Source organism: Nocardia sp. CDC519, assembly GCF_059509835.1.
Map to the genome: position 1 here is coordinate 5,577,223 of NZ_CM183377.1, position 18,031 is coordinate 5,595,253.

The 18,031-nt window shown below is 68.6% G+C and carries 16 protein-coding genes and 1 pseudogene; 11 read left to right on the forward strand and 6 right to left on the reverse strand.

What is annotated here, in order from left to right; translation table 11 throughout:
• The first annotated feature begins 84 nt into the window (after nt 1–84).
• From AC5W7N_RS25220 to AC5W7N_RS25235, 4 genes and pseudogenes are all read left to right on the forward strand, one after another.
• Nucleotides 85–1,548, forward strand: coding sequence for a serine/threonine-protein kinase (locus AC5W7N_RS25220; protein ID WP_280211598.1), 1,464 nt, complete (start codon nt 85–87; stop codon nt 1,546–1,548).
• 118 nt (nt 1,549–1,666) lie between these two features.
• Complete coding sequence (locus tag AC5W7N_RS25225; RefSeq protein WP_163812247.1) at nt 1,667–2,497, forward strand: IclR family transcriptional regulator; 831 nt, start codon at nt 1,667–1,669, stop codon at nt 2,495–2,497.
• Nucleotides 2,498–2,678: 181 nt separating this feature from the next.
• Nucleotides 2,679–2,911, forward strand: a pseudogene (locus AC5W7N_RS25230) (alcohol dehydrogenase); the annotation flags it as partial.
• 159 nt (nt 2,912–3,070) lie between these two features.
• On the forward strand, nt 3,071–3,724 hold the full coding sequence (locus AC5W7N_RS25235) for a cutinase family protein (RefSeq protein ID WP_228806677.1): 654 nt from the start codon (nt 3,071–3,073) through the stop codon (nt 3,722–3,724).
• 9 nt (nt 3,725–3,733) lie between these two features.
• On the opposite strand, the gene AC5W7N_RS25240 is transcribed toward AC5W7N_RS25235, so the two are convergent.
• From AC5W7N_RS25240 to AC5W7N_RS25250, 3 genes are all read right to left on the reverse strand, one after another.
• Nucleotides 3,734–5,764: an SDR family oxidoreductase gene (locus AC5W7N_RS25240; RefSeq protein WP_495922306.1), complete on the reverse strand. Its 2,031-nt coding sequence runs from the start codon at nt 5,762–5,764 to the stop codon at nt 3,734–3,736.
• A gap of 341 nt (nt 5,765–6,105) precedes the next feature.
• On the reverse strand, nt 6,106–6,789 hold the full coding sequence (locus AC5W7N_RS25245; RefSeq protein WP_280211592.1) for a biliverdin-producing heme oxygenase: 684 nt from the start codon (nt 6,787–6,789) through the stop codon (nt 6,106–6,108).
• Nucleotides 6,790–6,940: 151 nt separating this feature from the next.
• Nucleotides 6,941–8,503, reverse strand: a complete 1,563-nt coding sequence (locus AC5W7N_RS25250) for a threonine/serine exporter family protein (protein WP_228807088.1) — start codon at nt 8,501–8,503, stop codon at nt 6,941–6,943.
• A 167-nt stretch (nt 8,504–8,670) separates the two neighbouring features.
• Between AC5W7N_RS25250 and AC5W7N_RS25255 the strand changes: the two genes are divergently transcribed.
• Entirely contained in the window at nt 8,671–10,602 is a 1,932-nt protein-coding gene (locus AC5W7N_RS25255) for an acyl-CoA dehydrogenase family protein (protein WP_195007166.1), read from the forward strand.
• A gap of 114 nt (nt 10,603–10,716) precedes the next feature.
• Here AC5W7N_RS25255 and AC5W7N_RS25260 read toward each other — a convergent pair whose 3' ends face one another.
• The 3 genes from AC5W7N_RS25260 to AC5W7N_RS25270 form a co-directional block, all read right to left on the reverse strand.
• The gene (locus AC5W7N_RS25260) at nt 10,717–11,385 is read right to left on the reverse strand and encodes a phosphatase PAP2 family protein (RefSeq protein WP_490725268.1); all 669 of its coding nucleotides are present in this window, start codon (nt 11,383–11,385) and stop codon (nt 10,717–10,719) included.
• Nucleotides 11,386–11,419: 34 nt separating this feature from the next.
• A complete protein-coding gene (locus tag AC5W7N_RS25265) occupies nt 11,420–12,298 on the reverse strand; it encodes a nuclease-related domain-containing protein (RefSeq protein WP_280212815.1) in 879 nt (292 codons plus the stop codon).
• Between the two features lie 134 nt (nt 12,299–12,432).
• Nucleotides 12,433–13,842 (reverse strand): DUF2252 domain-containing protein, encoded by a 1,410-nt coding sequence (locus AC5W7N_RS25270; protein ID WP_495922308.1) that lies wholly within the window; start codon nt 13,840–13,842, stop codon nt 12,433–12,435.
• 195 nt (nt 13,843–14,037) lie between these two features.
• Here AC5W7N_RS25270 and AC5W7N_RS25275 point away from each other — a divergent pair, with 195 nt between their 5' ends.
• From AC5W7N_RS25275 to AC5W7N_RS25300, 6 genes are all read left to right on the forward strand, one after another.
• Nucleotides 14,038–14,628, forward strand: a complete 591-nt coding sequence (locus AC5W7N_RS25275) for a CDP-alcohol phosphatidyltransferase family protein (RefSeq protein WP_195020736.1) — start codon at nt 14,038–14,040, stop codon at nt 14,626–14,628.
• A gap of 63 nt (nt 14,629–14,691) precedes the next feature.
• Complete coding sequence (gcvH, locus tag AC5W7N_RS25280) at nt 14,692–15,090, forward strand: glycine cleavage system protein GcvH (RefSeq protein WP_195019250.1); 399 nt, start codon at nt 14,692–14,694, stop codon at nt 15,088–15,090.
• A gap of 159 nt (nt 15,091–15,249) precedes the next feature.
• Nucleotides 15,250–15,735, forward strand: coding sequence for an oxoglutarate dehydrogenase inhibitor Odhl (gene odhI / locus AC5W7N_RS25285; RefSeq protein ID WP_036536402.1), 486 nt, complete (start codon nt 15,250–15,252; stop codon nt 15,733–15,735).
• A 54-nt stretch (nt 15,736–15,789) separates the two neighbouring features.
• Nucleotides 15,790–16,599, forward strand: a complete 810-nt coding sequence (ftsR, locus tag AC5W7N_RS25290; protein ID WP_163812230.1) for a transcriptional regulator FtsR — start codon at nt 15,790–15,792, stop codon at nt 16,597–16,599.
• A gap of 158 nt (nt 16,600–16,757) precedes the next feature.
• Complete coding sequence (locus AC5W7N_RS25295) at nt 16,758–17,231, forward strand: bifunctional nuclease family protein (protein ID WP_163812228.1); 474 nt, start codon at nt 16,758–16,760, stop codon at nt 17,229–17,231.
• A gap of 229 nt (nt 17,232–17,460) precedes the next feature.
• Nucleotides 17,461–18,018, forward strand: a complete 558-nt coding sequence (locus AC5W7N_RS25300; RefSeq protein WP_014350797.1) for a MerR family transcriptional regulator — start codon at nt 17,461–17,463, stop codon at nt 18,016–18,018.
• Nucleotides 18,019–18,031 lie beyond the last annotated feature (13 nt).

The window sequence follows — 18,031 nt, forward strand, 5'->3', positions numbered from 1 at the left end:
ACCCCCGCGCCACGAGAATTCGTGGCGGTCGGCGGGCCCCGCCCATCCGCTAAGGTATGCGGCAGTTTCGTGGAGGGATTGCGGGTGGATCGACGGCTGGCGGTGGGGCAGGAGTTCGCCGGTTATCGGATCGAACGGCTGCTGGGGGAGGGCGGCATGGGGCAGGTGTACCTGGCGCATGACCGGGATCTGCCTCGGATGGTCGCGTTGAAGCTGCTCAGCCCCGTAATCGGGGACGACGACGAGGTGCGCGCACGATTCCTGCGGGAAGCCGATACCGCGGCGCGGCTCGCGCACCCGAATATCGTCGCGGTGTATGCCAGGGGGCAGGAGCAGGACCGGCTGTGGATGTCGATCCAGTACATCGAGGGCACCGATGTGGCGACCGCACTGCGGGAGGGGCCGATCCGGCCCGCCGACGCCGTCCGGATCACCGAGGAAACGGCGAAGGCCCTCGATCACGCGCATCGGTTCGGTGTGTTGCACCGAGATGTCAAACCCGCCAACATCCTGCTGGAATGGGGACCGCAACGGCAGGTCTACCTCACCGATTTCGGTATCGCGAAGGCCCTCGACCGCGTCGACGGCCTGACCAGGACCGGGGAGCTGTACGCCAGTTTCCATTACGCGGCGCCGGAGCAGTTCGAATTGCGCGCCGACACCGACCACCGCGCCGATGTGTACGCCCTCGGCTGCACCCTCTACTACATGCTGACCGGGGAGCTGCCCTATCCCGGGGCCAGCACCGGTCAGCTCATCGCCGCCCACCTCAACGCACCGGTGCCGCGTCCGAGCGCGCGCAACCCGGCGGTTCCACCGGCCTTCGACGACGTCATCGCGAGAGCCATGGCCAAGAATCGCGACGAAAGATACGGCAGCTGTGGTGAATTGGCGGCCGCTGCCCGCCGGGCATTGACCGCGCCGCGCGCGACCGGCCCGACAGCGTTGTCTCCGAACGCCGCGCCGGGAGCCGGATCCGGCGACCGGCCCGCGGTCGCCACTTCCGCGATGAACCGGGCGCCGGCATCGCGATGGCGCACCGCACGCAAACCACTGGCCGCGGCGCTCGCCGCCCTCGCGCTCTTCGCCGCCGCCGCCATCACCGCGGTGGTGCTGCGCGGCGGCGGCGACCCGCAGATGCCCGCACCGCCCACGCCGCCCGCCGGGGCACAGGCGGCCGCCGAACACGCGGCCTGCGAGTACAGCAAGCTGATGGCCACCTACGACTACGACGATCCCGACAGATGGGAGCAACGCGTCTATGACGGTGCGACCGGCGAATGGGAAACCCAGGCGCAGGGGGTGCTGCCGGTGGTCGGGATGCTCGTGGCCTCCGACCCGATCCGGTCACGTGCCGCCGACGCCGCATGCACCGCCACCATGAGCGCTGCCGACACCGTCGCCGACGTCGATGTGCTGCTCACCCAGATCAACTCGCCGCCGGGCAAACCGGAGGAGACCGAGCAGATCTCGATGTCGGCTCGCATGGAGCTCGTCGATGGCCGATGGCTGTGCAGCAGGCTCATCACCCCGCTGCTGCCCAACTGACGGCGACCCGTGATACCGAGACCGGCCGGTATGTGATCGTGGTCTCGGCCGGCCGAATCCATACTGCCCGTGGGTGCACCGCTCCTAAGCTGTACCCGCTGCACGATGGAGGTTGATCTTGACGGTCGAGGTGCCGACTCACCCCGGGACCGGCGCGTTGCGGGCCGGTCGGGATCCGGTGCCACGCCCCGAGCCGCCGGTCTCGATGATCGAGCGGATGACCCTCATCCTGGACGCTTTCGACGGTGCCACCCCGATACTCACCCTGCACCAACTGGTCGAACGCACCGGCTTGCCCCGCTCCACCGTCCACCGCATCCTCGATCAGATGATCCGGCTGCGCTGGCTCGCGCACGCACCCGGCGGCTACCGGCTCGGCCTGCGCGTGCTCGAACTCGGCGGACTGGCCGCCGGGCACAACGAGATCCGCGACGCGGTGAGCCCGCTGCTGCACGACCTGTGCAGGCACAGCGATCTCGAACTCGTCGGGCACCTCGGCGTGCTGGACGGGCGCGAGGTCCTCTACCTGGACAAAGTGGGCGGCCGGCATACCGCGAACGTCCCCACCCGGCTGGGCGGGCGCATGCCAGCGCACAGCACCGCCCTCGGCAAGGCCATGCTGGCCGCACTGGAGCCGAGCGTGGTCGACGCTTCGTTCCGGGAGCGGCTACCGCAGCTCACCGCTCGCACCATCGGCGACCGCGTCGAACTGCACCGTGAACTGGCCCGTATCCGGCACCGGCAGGGCGTCGCGGTCGACAATGAGGAATCGGTGCCCGGAATAGGTTGTGTCGCGGTGCCGGTGCGCAGGCGGGGGATGGCGGTCGCGGCTCTGTCGCTGAGCACCCGGGTAGGGGCCGACCGGTCCGCCACCGATATCAGCAGTCAGGCCCGCATGCTCATGAGTCTCGCGCGGGAAGCCGCGGATGTGCTGGCGTCTCGTTTCTGACCGCGGCGTCACCACGCCCATCGGACGGCCGGGTCGTCACAGCGGAGTAGTCTTCGTCGCAGAAACCGTCCACACCGCTCGTCGTCGAGCACGAGGAGTGCGATGGAGCAGCAGGTCAGCGACAGGTATCGCCGATGCGGTGCTGGCGAGTGCGCACGCCGGGCCCGATGGGGAGCGGCCCGCGGGCATACACCTCAGCGATGTCCCGGCCATGAACTATCAGCGGCATCTGTTCCGGGAACGCGAGATCCGCTGCGTCACCGCCAATACCCGCGACGACGCGCACGAGTTCCTCGCCGCCGCGGGCCGGCAGCGCATCCACCTGGCCACCCACCCCGATCCGCTCGACGCCGCCGATCGCGCCCTCGGCGACCTCGCGCACGGACGATTCGCGGCGCCGCGGTGCTCGTTCCGTGCCGGATCAGGACACGGTTGGGCGTTGAGTCGATATCGGTTGGCGCATCCGGCTTGACCCGGTAGGGCACCGTTCGTACCTTCGCGGATACGGCCGGGCCGGTGTGCCGACACCGTCTCCCCGGCAGGCACTTTCGGGTGTGAACGGCGGTGATCACGATGGCCGGACAGTGTGGTCGGACCATTATTCGTACTGCGGCAACATTATTCGCGGCAGTTCTGCTCGCGCTCGGTACCGGGTGCTGGAGTGCTGCGGCCAGGGGAGACGGCTGTGCGGCGGCGGAACTGGTCGTCGCCCGCGGCACCCATGAGCCGGGATATCTCGGTGCGGTGGTGGGCGATCCGCTGTACGCCGCGGTGACCGAGACGGTGCCGGTGAGCGTCGGGGCCTATCCGGTGCGTTATCCCGCCGACCTGCTCGATCCGGGGTCGGTCGGCCAGGGCACCACCGATCTGGTCGGCCACCTCGTCGACCGTTCCGCACAGTGTCCGGGACAGCGCTACATCGTCACCGGGTACTCACAGGGTGCCCTCGTCGTGCACGGGGCGCTGGGCACCGGAGTGATGGCCCTGATGCCGGGAATCCGGCAGCTGCCGCCCGCGCTGGCGCCACGGATCGCCGCGGTGCTGCTGTTCGGTGATCCGCTGCGGCTCAACGCGTGGTCGGTCACCGACATCTATGCGGCCCGGACCAGGAGTTATTGCGCGCCAGGCGATCCGATCTGTGAGCTCGGCGCGATGAACCCGGACGCGCACGTCGGCTACCGCGACACCATCGCCGCGGCAGCCGACTTCGCGACTCGCCTGCTCTGAGCTGCCGGATTACCAGTGCAGGCCCGGCACCACCCTGGCCATCCGCGCCGCCGGGCCCGGCAAGGCCATGAGCGGCAGCAGGACCGGCGACAGCGCGGTCAACGGGTTGCGCGGCTGCTCGGCGAACTGATCGGCGGTGGCCGCACCGGGGCCTTCCGGCCGGGGCGCTACCCCGGCGGCGGCCTTCGATTCACCGAAGATCCGGTACCCCTGGTGCATTATCGTGCGCTTGACCGACGGCATCAGCAGCTCCACCGCCTGCGCGAACGTGCCGACCGGCGTGTCGATCCGGTCGGGGCGTTCGACCAGCGCGCGCACCACGATGGCCGCCGCCTGCGCAGGGTCGGGGACCGGCAGTGAACGGTAGAGATCGGTCGGCGCGATCATCGGCGTGCGCACCAACGGCATCCGCACCGAGGTGAACGTGATGCCCGCATCGCGATTCTCCACCGCGGCGATCTCACTGAAATTGTCCAGCGCCGATTTGCTGGCGACGTAGGCGGCGAACCGCGGCACCTTCGTCTGCACCGCGATCGAGGAGATGTTGACGATGTGGCCGAAGCGGCGCTCGCGCATCGACGGCAGCAGCGCCAGGATCAGCCGGACCGCGCCGAAATAGTTGACCGCCATGGTCCGTTCGAAGTCGTGCATCCGGTCGGTGGAATTGAGCACCGAGCGGCGGATCGACCGGCCGGCATTGTTCACCAGGTAGTCGACCCCGCCGTGGTCGGCGAGAATCGTGGCGACCAGGGTGCCGACGGCCTCGGCATCGGTGATATCGCATGGATAGGCGTGCGCGTCACCGCCATCGGCACGCACCGCCTCCGCCGCGGCCGCCAACTCCGCGCGGCCACGCGCCACCATCAGCACTGTCGCACCGCGCCGCGCCACCGCATGCGCGGTGGCCAGCCCGATTCCCGACGACGCGCCGGTGATGAGCACTACCCGGCCGGTGAAGATCTCCTCGGAGGAGGCGGGCCGGTGACGATCCGGATCGAGGTTGGCGCGCCAGTACTCCCACAGCCGGGCCGCGTAGCTGTCGAACTCCGGCACCGGCAGCCCGCGCAGCAGCGCGCGGGTGGAATCGGAGACGAACTCCGCCGAGAACGACACGTGCGGCGCGACCGCTGCCGGAATGCCCACCCGTTCCAACAGGAAATCGCGCACCGCGGGCACGCCGGGCAGATGCGACAGCCCACTCAACGCGCGACGGCTGCCCGGCAGCGGACCCACGCCCGAGGGCGCGCCGGCCGCGGCGGCGAGCGCGCCGTAGATCTCACCGAAGGGTTGCGGGCGCGGATTCACCAGGTGGAACGTGCGCCCGTCCAGGCCCGGCCTGCGTACCAGCTCGACCATGGCCGCGGCCACGTAGTCGACCGGAACCACGTTGGTCGCGCCGAGATCGGGCAGCAGCAGCGGCAAGTCGGCGGGCAGCCCGCCCAGCGCGGCAATGGCGGGGAAGAAGTAGTAGGGGCCGTCGATCTTGTCCATTTCGCCGGTACGGGAATCGCCGACGATGATCGCCGGCCGGTACACCCGCCAGCGCACGCCCTGGGATTCGCGCACCATTTTCTCTGCCGCGAACTTGGTGCGATGGTAGGGCGAGGTCAGGCGCTGCCCGAGATCGAAATCCTCTTCGAAGAACTGGCCGCGATGATCACCGGCCACCGCCACCGAAGAAACGTGATGCAGCACCGCGTCGAGTTGTTTCGCCAGTGCCAGAACCGAATTCGTGCCGCGCACATTCGCCGCGTGCGCGGTGGTCTCGTCGGCGGTCATATCGTAGACGGCGCCGAGATGGATGATGTGATCGGCGGCGGGTGCGGGCTCGGTGAGTCCGAGGCCGTCCGCGGTCAGGTCGCCGACCAGCGGGTGCAGCCGTTCGCTCCCGCGCCAGCGAGTCGCCAGCGAGGCGAACTTGGCCAGCGATTCGGGGCGAACCAGCACGTGCACCTGTGCGTCCGGTTCATTGTCCAGAATTCCTTGCACGACACGACGACCCAAAAATCCGGTACCGCCTGTCACAATAAAAGAGACCACTGTCTACCCCTGCTGTTCACTCGAAGCCGTTGTCGCACAGAGCTGTCCGGCATGCAGCGGTGAATGCGGACAATCGAAGATTTCGACCCCCCGAAAGATTTCGCCGGGCCGAAAGTAGGAACACCTTCGTCCTGACTGACCGGAACAATAATCGGGGTTACCCGTCGGTAGCAAGCCGGATGGGCGCGGAGTCGTTGTGGGAATGGTCACGACGGCGCCGACGGGGATTTTGTGTGTTACAACAGTTTTCAGATAAGGATTATGAAACCGAGGGTGACAGATAATCGAATCGCGCGTCCAGAGCGGACAATCGGTCGCTTGACCAGATGTCGCCTACCGGATCAGGACGGCCGTCGCGTAGGGAATTCCTCGGCCAGCTCCTCGAACACGGCGGTATTCATCGCGAAGGCCCGCTGACCCTCATCGAGGACGCGGCGACGCTCCAGATCGTCGAGCGGGATCCGGTCCAGCAGCGCCCGGTACTCGCGTTTGAACGCGGCCGGGTTGCCGACGCCGTCGAAGACGTAGAACCGCACACCATCACCCCGGTGGGGCAGATTCCACAGTTTCTCTGCGGTCCCGCGGATGACCTGGCCACCGGACAGGTCGCCGAGATAGCGGGTGTAGTGATGGGCGATATAGCCGCCCGGCCACTCGCGCGCGCACTCATCGATGCGCGCGGCGTAGGCGGCGGTGGCGGGCAGCGGTTCGAGCCCGTCACGCCACCGCGGGCCGGCCAGATGGGCGAGGTCGCGCTCGAGTTCGGCGGTGCGAGCCAGCTCGGGGCGGATGAACGGCCCGGCGATCGGGTCATCGGCCAAAGCGTCCCAGCGGCCCTCCAGCGCGCGGTAGATGAACCAGAGCTGGCCGGTGTAGCGCAGGTAGGACTCGACCCCGAGCTCGCCGCCGAGCATGTCGGAGATGAACGAGGAGTTCTCCGCCTCTTCGTGCTGACGGGCGGTGGCGCTGCGGATCTGCACCGAGAACGGCAGCGGCTCCGCGGTAGCGTGATCGGTCTCCGACACATTCGGACCGTGCGACATATCCGAAACCACCTCACCCTCACTGAAACCGTCTGCGCGGCCGGCCGCGGGCCCGGGCACGCCGTGGCGGGACCGCGCCGCGGCGGACCGATCGCTTCGACGATACCGGCTCACCGATATTCCCGCGACGGGCTCACTTCTGCTTGCGGAGGTAGGGCGGGATCTCCTTGCGCAGGTACGGCGGCAGTCCGGCGGGCCTGCGACGGCGCCGGACGATGGGCCGGCGCAGGTTGCCGAAGCGGCGCAGCACCGGCGGGCGCACCACCGTCCGGTCGAACCATTCGCCGAGGGTGACACCGGCGGCCAGCGCACACCCGACACCGAGGGCGGCCAGCAATTGATTGGCCCCGATCAGCAGTTCGTCGTTGAGCGTGCCGTACAGGCCGCGATAGACGCTGAGGCCCGGCAGCAGCGGGGTGATGCCCGCGACCGCGACGATCAACGGAGGGGTCAACGCGCGCCGCGCCATCAGACCACCGGCGAGGCCGATGATCGTGGCCGCGGCGCCGGAGGACACCACCGGCCCGAACCCGGCGTGCTGAACCAGCAGGAAGACGACGGTGCCCACCGCGCCGCTGAGCGCGGCGGCGGCCAATGCCCGGCGCTCGGCGTAACAGGCCAGCGCGTAGGCCAGCGCCGCCACCGCACCGGCGAGCAGTTTGGCAGGCAGATCGGTGAAGACCCGGGCCGGAGTGAGATCCAGCGGGGGTGAGGTGGCACCGAGGATCTGGCCCATCCGCAGCGCCAGCGCGATCCCGGCGACGATGCCGCCGGTCATCATCACCACCTCCAGCATGCGTGCCGCCGCGGTGATCGGGCTACCGGTGATGGCGTCCTGCACCGAACCGACCAATTGCAGACCACTGAGCAACACGGTGATACCCGCCGCGATGATGAGCGTCGGGTCGACGTCGATGCCGAGCGGTTCGGCCAGCGTCGCCAGCACGATCGCGGGTGCGGCGGCGATCGCACCGCCGACCATGTGCTGGAAGAAGAAGGGCAGTCCGTATCGATTGAGAATCCGGTTGACGCGGTCGATCGCCGCCGTGGCGGCGAAGCTGATCACCGCGACCAGCGCACCGGCACCGAGCAGCACCGCGATCGAGGCGGCGAGCAGTGACCAGCCGAAGGTCGCCACCCAGCGCGGATAGGGGTGTGGCGCCGAGGTGATGGCGTCGAGCGCCGCACGCGCGTCTTCGGGGTCGACGATCTGGGTGCGGATGCGCCGGGTCAATCGGTCCACCGCCGCCAGCCGGGTGAAATCCATCCCCCGGTAGTGCACGATGCGCATGCTGCTGGCCGGCGGCAGCGAGCGGCCACGGTCGGCCCAGATGCGGATGGCGTCGAAGGTGACATCGACATCGCAGCGCGCCAGACCGTAGGTGGCCGCGATGAACCGGACGGTCGTGGTGGTGTCGTTGACCGAGGTGCCGGAGGCCAGCACCACCTCACCCATCCGCACGGCGAGGTCGAGCACCTCGGCGACCTTGGCGTCGTCGGTGAGGTCGATCGGCTGCAGCGGCGTCGGAGCGGCGACGATGGTGTCGGCGGTCGCCTGCCGGTCACCGACCAGCCGCCCGACGGCCTGCGTCACCACGGGCAGCCGCAGAAATCTGCGTCGTCGTGGACCACGCGCCGCGAAATCGTCGACGCGTGGTTCGCCGATGTCTCCTCCCGAGGGCGCGCCAATAGCCATAGCCGTGAAGGTAGTCACCCTGACCGGGCCCGCGCATCGTGATACCCGCAACCGCAGGCAGACGCGGTATCCGCCGTCCCGGCGGCCGGGGCGAACCGTGCTGTGGTGACCGATCTCGCCCCGCGTTCTTTCGGCCCGGCGCCGACGGATGCGGCTATGGTCGGGTCATGGCTACCGGCAGCGCATCGACGGCAGATCACCTTCGTGAAGCCCTGGACGGACCGTGGGGCGAGGTCCGAGAACAGGCAAGGGAACAACTGGCGGGCGACCGGTTCGCCGGCGACCCCGAACTCGACCACCGCGCCGCACGGGCCAGGGTGCTCGAGCAGATGCGGGCGCTGGCCGGGCTCGGTATCGCCGAACGCGGCTTTCGCCGGGAGAACGGCGGTACCAGTGAGCCGGGCGCGGCCGTCGTCGGGCTGGAAATGCTGGCCTACACCGACCTGTCGCTATGGGTGAAATCGGGCGTGCAGTGGGGCCTGTTCGGCGGCGCGGTGGAAAACCTCGGCACCGAGCGGCATCGCGATTTCATCAAACGGCTGATCTCGCTGGATCTGCTCGGCTGCTTCGCGATGACCGAATCCGGCCACGGCAGCGACGTCGCCAATCTCGAAACCACCGCGACCTACGATCCGGCCACCCAGGAATTCGTGGTGCACACCCCGACCCCGTCGGCGCGTAAGGACTACATCGGCGGCGCGGCCGAACACGCCCGCATGGCAGCGGTTTTCGCGCAGCTGATCACCGCCGAGGGCAATCACGGCGTGCACTGCCTGCTGGTGCCGATCCGCGACGAGCAGGGCAACGACCTGCCCGGCGTCACCACCTCTGACTGTGGGCTCAAGGGCGGGCTGCCCGGCGTCGACAACGGCCGCATCGTCTTCGACCACGTGCGCGTGCCCCGGGAGAACCTGCTCAACCGCTACGCCGACGTCGCGCCGGACGGCACCTACAGCTCCGAGATCGAGAACCCGAGCCGCCGGTTCTTCACCACCCTCGGCACCCTGGTGCGCGGCCGCGTGAGCGTGGGCGGCGCCGCGGCGGCGGGCGCGCGGGTGGCGCTGAGCATCGCAGGCCGCTACGCCCTGAAGCGCCGACAATTCGGCGACCCGGACGACGGCGGCGAGATCCTTCTGCTGGACTACCGCAATCACCAGCGCAGACTGCTGCCGCTGATCGCACGGTCCTACGCGCTGGCCTTCGCGCAGAACGACCTGGTCCGGCGCATGCATCTGGTGCAGACCGGCCAGGACCTCGATCCGGGCGCCCAACGCGCGCTGGAGAAGCGCGCCGCGGGCCTCAAGGTCGCCCAGACCCGGCACGCCACCCGTGCCATCCAGGAATGTCGCGAAGCCTGCGGCGGCGCCGGCTACCTCACCGAGAACCGCCTGGTCACCCTCAAGGCCGATACCGATGTGTTCACCACCTTCGAAGGCGACAACGTCGTCTTGACCCAGCTGGTCGCCAAGGAACTGCTGACCGCCTACTCCGATGAGGTGCGCGATCTCGACGCGCTGGGCTGGGTGCGCTTCGCCGCCACCATGGCAGGCGATGTGGTGCGCAAGCGCTCGGGGGTGCGTCAGCTGATCCAGACCCTGCGTGATCGCGGCGACGAATCCGTCGACGAGGGCGATCTGTCCAAGCGCGCGGTCCAGTTGCAGTTGTTCGCCGACCGCGAGGACTATCTGGTCCGCACCGCGGCGCACCGGCTGCGCGCGCGGGCCGAGGAGACCAGCCCGTTCGAGGCGTTCAACAACGCGCAGGATCATATTCTGGCCGCGGGCTCGGCCCATATCGATCGGCTGGTGCTCGAGGCGTTCATCGAGGGCATCAGCGGAATCGAGGATCCCGACGCCCGCGCCTTGGCGGAGACGGTGTGCGATCTGTTCGTCTACGCCACCCTCGAAGAGAATCTGGCGTGGTTCATCATGCACAGGTTCATGTCGGTCGAGCGGGGCAAAGCGGTGCGGCGCGGAGTGAACGAACTCGTCGACCGGTTGCGCCCGGACGCGCTGACGCTCATCGAGGCGATGGGCGTGCCCGAATCCATGCTGCGCGCGGCCATGCTCGACGACGCGAGCGTCTACGAGCGGCAGTGAGAGGGTAGGGCCTGTCTCGTCCGCGCCGAGTGGCACGATGCGCTCGGCGCGGGTCCTGCACGCCGGGCTCGGGGGCGATCCGAGTCGGGCCGCACCCGCTCGGCGCGCGGGTCGTCACCCGGCCTGCGCCGTACGGCGCTGCACCTGCGCGATCCCCGAACACAGCAGCACCGACATCGCGATCGCCGCACCGGCGCCGCCGATGATGTCGGTGGCATGGTGATAGTCGAGGGCGATCATGCCGATAGCCGCCGATACCCACGCCACCACCGCGCAGCCGGCGATGATCAGCCGCGCCCTGGTGGATTCGATCAGCACCAGAAACGTCGTCGCGACCGCCACCAGATGCACGGTGTGCCCGCTCGGATAGGCGAGATAGTCGTGCAGTGGACGACCCCAGAACGGTTTGAGCGCCCAGGTATTGAGCCCGGCCGCGACTTCCGGCACCGCCACCATGCTCGCGGCGCGCCACCAGCGCTGCTGCCAGCCGAACCAGGCGGCGCCGGCCAGCATCAACGCGATCACCACCCAGGTGTTGCTCGCCAGCGCCAGCACCTCGGCGACCCACGGCCGGGGATCGAGGGCGGCGCTGATCGGTTCGCCGATGCGCTGATCGAGGCCGGTCGGCCCGCCGTCGGGCGGGAAGCTCAGCGGAATCGCGACGGTGGCCGTGCCCGCGACCGCGGCCGCACCCCACGGGCCGGTTCGGTCGGGCATCGGCGCGTCGGGTGCGGTATCCGGTCCACGCGCCGCGGGTTCGCCCGTTCCGGGTGCTGCGATCACCGCAACGACGATAGTCATTGCCGCCGACAAGCGCCTACGGACCGTAGGTGAGGATGGCGGTGATCACCATCCACAGCACCCAGGCGAAGGCGATGACCATGCCGACCGCGAGGGTGGATCGCATGAACGCGCGCCCGAAATCGACGTCGCCGCGCTCCGGCGGATACAGCTTCCACGGGCTGTACCAGGGCGCCTGCAGCACCTTGGGCTTGGCGGCCTCGCGTTCGGCCTGCGCCAGCTCCTCGGCGTAGGCCTCGGCCTGCGCCTGCGCCGGACCGCCGTGCCACAGCGTGATATCGATGGGGCCGAGGAATCCTTCGTTGAGCAACTCCTGTGGGGCGGGCAGGTACGGCAGGATGCCGAGCCCGCGGAAGGCGATCGCGACGTCGTTGGCGGTCCAGAGGTGGTTCTCGGCCTGGGCCAGGGTGTCGAAGTAGTGCCGCAGGCGTTCCGGATCGTCGCCGAGAATGGCATCGAAACTCGGGTCGCTCCATGCTTGTTCGAGCTGTATCCGGGCGCCGCGCATCGGCACGATCAGCGCCACACCGTGCACCGCGCGCTGGCCGAGCCCGCGGGCCGCCAGCCAGTTCTGGAGCGCGAAGGTGTGATCGCGGGAGCGTTCCAGGGGGGTGCGCCGATCCTTGTTCTCCCAGACGGCGGGCTCACCGGAGACCGTCCACGCGCCGTTGAGCGGGATCTGCAGCACGCCCTCCTGGCGTGCCATCAGTGCTTCGGCCTCGATTACCACGCAGCTGGTCGGCGTCCAGATGACCGCATCGAACTGATGCAGGGTGTCCTGATGGAACAGGCTGCAATTGATGGTCGCGACCCCGTGTGGGCTACCGGGGTCCTTCCAGGTGCGCAACCAGTCGATCAATGCCCGTTCGGCATTGGTGCCTGCGCTGTTCTGCACTCGCACGAGCATTGGCGACCGCCCTTCACGTCGACACCCGGTACCGGACAGGATACGAGGCGGGTCGGCGCCGACCCGAGATTTGCGGCTCCGCGCTGTGTCCGGGGTGGACGGGCGTGGCGCCGGTCCGAAGGCTACCCGTCCGCGGGCTCCGCGGGAAGTTTTCCGGCGCGCACCGCGGCGACCAGCTCGGCATGATCGGCTTCGGTGCGGTCGGCGTAGCGCACCGCGAATTCGGCCACCGCCTCCTCGAAACGTTCGTCCTCGCCGAGATATCCGGCGGTGGCGCGTGGGTCGAGCGACCGGGTGTGCGCACGGGCCAGCAGTGCGCCCGCGAGCCTGCCGTAATCGTCGAGATCCTTCGAATCCAGTTCGGCAGGGTCGATCGCGCCCTTGAAGTTGCGGAATTGGCGCACCACGAACGGCAGTTCCCGCTCGGGTTCCTCGGCGGTCGCGGGCACCCGCATGCTCGTCCAGCCGAGCAGGATGTCGGTCTCGGCCTGAACCAGCCTGGCGCCCTGCACGATTCGCTCACCCTCGTGGCGCGGCGGGGCCGGCGCGACGAAGGGCGTCAACGCCGACGGATTGGCCTGCTTCAACTGCAGCACCAGCACTTCGCCGTCGTTGCCGTGCAGCAGTGCGACGTAGCTGTGCAGGCCGACGCTGCCCGTCCCGACGATACGAAACGCGATGTCGGACACCGAGAATCGGGCCAGCAAACCCTGCCTGGACTCGCGCAGCGTGCTCCCGTAGTTCTCCAGCGCGTCGATGGCGGCCTCGGCCACCGCCTCGTCGACATGGGTCAGAATCGGCGGATCGTTGACGAAACGCTGCTTACGAATGCCGGTTTCGTGGTCGTCGAGGTGCTCGGTCCATTTGGCGACCACCTTGGCGCTGGTGTTCTTACGGGCTTTCTTCGCCGCCTTCTTGAAATCGTCGAGCAGATCGTCGGCCTTGGCCTTGCTGATCATCGATTCGTCGGGCAGGGCGGTCCAGGACTCCATGAACGGCATCTCGGCCAGCGCGGCGATGGTGCGACGGTAGGAACGTACCGCGTCTCGCGCGGCATCACGGCAGTCGTCCTCGCTGGAGCCGCCCTCGCGCCCGGCCAGCACCAGGCTCGCCGCCAGCCGCTCCAGGTCCCACTCCCATGGCCCGGCCGCGGTCTCGTCGAAGTCGTTGATATCCATGACGATGTCGCCGTGCGGGGTGCCGTAGAGGCCGAAGTTGGCGGCGTGCGCGTCGCCGCACAGCTGGGCGGTGAGCCCGGTGACCGGCCCGGCGGCGAGGTCGGCGGCCATCAGACCGGCCGCACCGCGATAGAAGGTGAACGGCGAGGTGGTCATCCGTCCGATTCGCAGCGGGACCAGGTGCGCCAACCGGCCCGCATTGCTCGCCGCCACGAACGGGAGCACGCCGGGGCGATCCGGGGCGGCGGCCTCGCGATCGCGGGCGCTGAAGGGCACCTGTTCGCGCAGTGCCGCGCCGCGGGCGCGGACGTCGTCGGCGGAGACGTGGCTGCGGAGGTCGATTCGACTGCTCATCACCGCGTACGCTACCGACTCCGGCGCCGCGTACGGGTGCCCGGTACGGGAGTGAGCCCGCACGCACCCCGCACGGGGCCATGCGCTGCCCCCAGGTGCGGGCCGGATGGCGCGTGAGAGCGCCGATGCGGTATGCACGGGGCTGTGACAAGCGAATCGGGGACGACCGAATCCGGCCGGGGTGCCGAGCGCGAGGTGTTCGGCGGCGTCTTCGCCGACCGCATCCTGACCGTGCCCAACGCGCTGAGCGTGCTGCGGCTGATCGGCGTACCGGTGTTCCTGTGGCTGATGCTGGTCGAGCATGCCGACGGCTGGGCCTTCGCGCTGCTCGTCGTCAGCGGCGTCACCGACTTCCTCGACGGCAAACTGGCCCGGCTGCTCGACCAGTCCTCGAAGCTGGGCGCCCTGCTCGATCCGTTCGTCGACCGGCTGTATCTGGTGACCATCCTGGCCGCCTTCGTGATCCGCGGGCTGATCCCCTGGTGGGTGGCGGCGCTGCTGATCGGCCGCGACCTGATCCTGACCCTGACCCTGTCGGTGTACCGGCGCCGCGATCTGGATCCGCCCGAGGTCATCTATCTGGGCAAGGCCGCCACCTTCGCGCTGATGTCGGCGCTGCCCTGGCTGCTGGCCGGGCAGATGGACTGGCCGGGCGATGGTTTCGGCCGGGCCTTCGGTGGGGCACTACTGGTCTGGGGCACCGCGGTCTACGTCTGGACCGGCGTGCTCTACACCGGTAAGGCCATCGCCGTAGCACGGGCGATACCGCGCAGGACCGACCACTGATCCACGCTCGGACCGGCGCTCGCTATAGAGTTGCGTGCACCGTGCACAACGAAAGGATGCCTTGTGACCCAGACGCCCGAGGACCTGCGCTACACCGAAGAGCACGAGTGGGTGCGTCGGATCGGCCCCTCCAGGGTCCGGGTCGGCATCACCGACTACGCCCAGTCCCAGCTCGGTGACGTCGTGTTCGTTCAGTTGCCTGCCGTCGACGTCGATGTCGCGGCCGGTGAGAGCATCGCGGAGGTCGAATCGACCAAGAGCGTCTCCGACATCTATGCTCCCCTGAACGCGAAAGTTGTTGGGGCGAACCAGGAATTGGAGAACGCACCGGAGGCCTTGAACACCGACCCCTACGGTTCGGGGTGGCTGTTCGAGCTCGAGGTGAGCGATGCCGCGGCGCTGGACACCGCACTCGGTGAACTGCTCGATGCCGCAGGTTATCAAGGAGTTATCGGGGGCTGACCCGGCCTTCCCAGTTCTCCCTGCACGGGTCCGCCCCGGCAGGGTACGGTCAATGCCAACGGATGTGCTGCCGGCCGCTGGTGGGTTGTGCGGCCGCGACTCGAGGTCGCGGCGGTCGAGGCAGCAACTGCCTTATCAGGTTCGAGGAGGAGAGAAACGGTGAGCGAGAACAAAGACCCGGGTTACGGGGAGACCGCGGCCGAGACGACGTCGGTCTTCCGCGCGGATTTCCTGAACGAGGTCGACGCGTCACGCTCCGGAGAGGCGACCGGCGAACAGCCGGTCCAGGGTGTCGAGGGACTGCCCGTCGGCGCGGCCCTGCTGGTGGTCAAGCGCGGTCCGAACGCGGGCTCGCGGTTCCTGCTGGACCAGCCGACCACTTCGGCCGGACGTCACCCCGACAGCGACATCTTCCTCGACGACGTGACCGTCAGTCGCCGTCATGCCGAGTTCCGTCAGGACGAGGATTCCTTCCAGGTGGTCGATGTGGGCAGCCTCAACGGCACCTACGTCAACCGGGAGCCGGTGGATTCCTCCGAGCTGCAGAACGGTGACGAGGTCCAGATCGGCAAGTTCCGGCTGGTATTCCTCACCGGTCCGCGCGCCCAGACCACCGATTCGGCGGCGGGTGCGGGCAGCTTGTGACAGGCGGTGCGCCGGTACACGTGATCGGCGCTCTCACATGAAAGACTCGATGTCATGACGGGCGCGGCGCAGTGGGCTCGCGGAGGCATGTCGATCGGCTCCGTGCTCGACCTGCTGCGGCCGGATTTCCCCGACATCACCATCTCCAAGATCCGTTTCCTGGAGGCGGAGGGGCTGATCCGGCCCGAACGCACGCCCTCGGGCTACCGCAGATTCTCGGTGGCCGACTGCGAGCGGTTGCGTTTCGTGCTCACCGCGCAGCGGGATCAGTACCTGCCGCTGAAGGTGATCAAGGAACAGCTCGAAGCGATCGACAGTGGTGCGGCGACGCTCGGTGTGCGGGAAGCCCGCGCCCGGGCGCACTCCGTGCGCACCGAACCCGAACGTGCCGCAGGCGAGGGCGAGCGTGCCGCGGGGGAGCGGGCCGCGGCCCCGCGCAGGCTCGGCGTGGTTCCCGGCGAGATCTCCCCGGATGAGCTGCGCTTCGACCACGAGGTCCGGCTCACCCGCGCCGATCTGCTCGAGCAGGCCGGTATCGACGAGAAATTCCTCAACGACCTGATCCGGGCCAATCTGATCACCCCCGGCGCCGCCGGTTTCTTCGACGCCGACGCGGTGACGCTGGCCAAAACCGCTCGCGCGATGTCGGAGTTCGGTTTGGAGGCACGGCATCTGCGGGCGTTCAAACTCGCCGCCGACCGTGAGGCGGCCCTGGTCGCCCAGATCGCGGCCCCCATCGCCAAGAGCCGCGACGCCGGTGCGCGCGCCCGTGCGGAGGAGACCGTGCGTGAGCTGGCGGCGTTGTCGCTGACCCTGCACACCAGCCTGGTGAAGGCCTCGGTCCGGGCCTCGCTCGGCAACTGATCGCGCGGCGTTCGAGAGGGTCCGCAGCGGTGCTCGACGACCGCGCAACGCCGTGAACTCAGCCATCGCGGCACCGTCGGGAATTCGCTTAGACTCGTGTTACGGCGAGCTCGGGTAGGGACACGGCGGGCTGTCGGCGAGTATTGGGAGGCAGTGCGATGAGCGAAATGCGCGTGATCGGCATCCGTGTCGAGCAGCCACAGAACCAGCCCGTGCTGTTGCTCCGGGAGGCATCCGGTGACCGGTATCTGCCGATCTGGATCGGGCAGGCCGAGGCGACCGCCATCGTGCTGGAGCAGGAGGGCGTCACCCCTATCCGCCCGCTCACCCACGACCTGATCAAGATCTTGATCACCGATCTCGGGCACACCTTGAAAGAGGTCAGGATCGTCGATCTGCAGGAGGGCACCTTCTACGCGGATCTGGTCTTCGACAACGATCTGCGCATCTCCGCACGTCCGTCGGATTCGGTGGCGATCGCCTTGCGCGTGGGCTGCCCGATCTTTGCCGAGGAAGCGGTGCTCGACGAGGCGGGTCTGGTGATGCCGGACGAGCGCGAGGACGAGGTGGAGAAGTTCAAGGAGTTCCTCGAGTCGGTCTCGCCCGACGATTTCAAGGCCACCGACAGCTGAGCGCGGAAACTATTTTTTAGACCTTAAGTACAGGTCGAGACTCTTACCGCGCGTCGCGTTTGGTCGGACGAGACCGCTCCCGAGACAATCGAGAAGAGTAATCTCGATAGTTGGGCCACGTCCGTTTCGGCAGGGTCGCGCCGGGGTACCGGTGCTCGATTCGTGGGCCGTGACGGAGCCGGGTCATCGATGAGGCTGAGAACGCGTCGGCGGAACAAGGGAGTGGTCAGTGGCAGAGCATTACCAGGACGAGGTACAGCCAGGACTGTTCCCGGACGACTCGGTGCCCGACGACCTGGTGGGCTACCGCGTGCCGAGCGCATGCCAGGTGGCCGGTATCACCTACCGGCAGCTCGATTACTGGGCGCGCACGGGTCTGGTCGTGCCGTCGATCCGCGGGGCGGCCGGCTCGGGGAGTCAGCGGCTGTACTCGTTCAAGGACATCCTGGTCCTCAAGATCGTCAAGCGACTATTGGACGCGGGCATCTCGCTGCAGAACATCCGCATCGCGGTCGACCACCTGCGCAGCCGCGGCGTACAGGATCTGGCGGGCATCACCCTGTTCTCCGACGGCACCTCGGTCTACGAGTGCACCTCACCCGAGGAGGTCGTCGATTTACTGCAGGGCGGGCAGGGCGTCTTCGGTATCGCCGTCAGCGGTGCCATGCGTGAGTTGACCGGCGCGATCGCCAACTTCCCGGCCGAACGCGCCACCGCGGCCAGCGACCGACCCGAAGACGAGCTCGCCTACCGCCGAAAAGCACGGATGAACCGTAAGACGGGCTAGTTCCCGTCCGGTC

Bases quoted from the DNA above. Each gene is read 5' to 3' on its own strand.
- AC5W7N_RS25235 (WP_228806677.1), top strand. From the start codon at position 3,071: ATGGCCGGACAGTGTGGTCGGACCATTATTCGTACTGCGGCAACATTA.
- AC5W7N_RS25250 (WP_228807088.1), bottom strand. From the start codon at position 8,503: ATGGCTATTGGCGCGCCCTCGGGAGGAGACATCGGCGAACCACGCGTC.
- AC5W7N_RS25255 (WP_195007166.1), top strand. From the start codon at position 8,671: ATGGCTACCGGCAGCGCATCGACGGCAGATCACCTTCGTGAAGCCCTG.
- AC5W7N_RS25270 (WP_495922308.1), bottom strand. From the start codon at position 13,842: ATGAGCAGTCGAATCGACCTCCGCAGCCACGTCTCCGCCGACGACGTC.
- ftsR (WP_163812230.1), top strand. From the start codon at position 15,790: ATGACGGGCGCGGCGCAGTGGGCTCGCGGAGGCATGTCGATCGGCTCC.
- AC5W7N_RS25295 (WP_163812228.1), top strand. From the start codon at position 16,758: ATGAGCGAAATGCGCGTGATCGGCATCCGTGTCGAGCAGCCACAGAAC.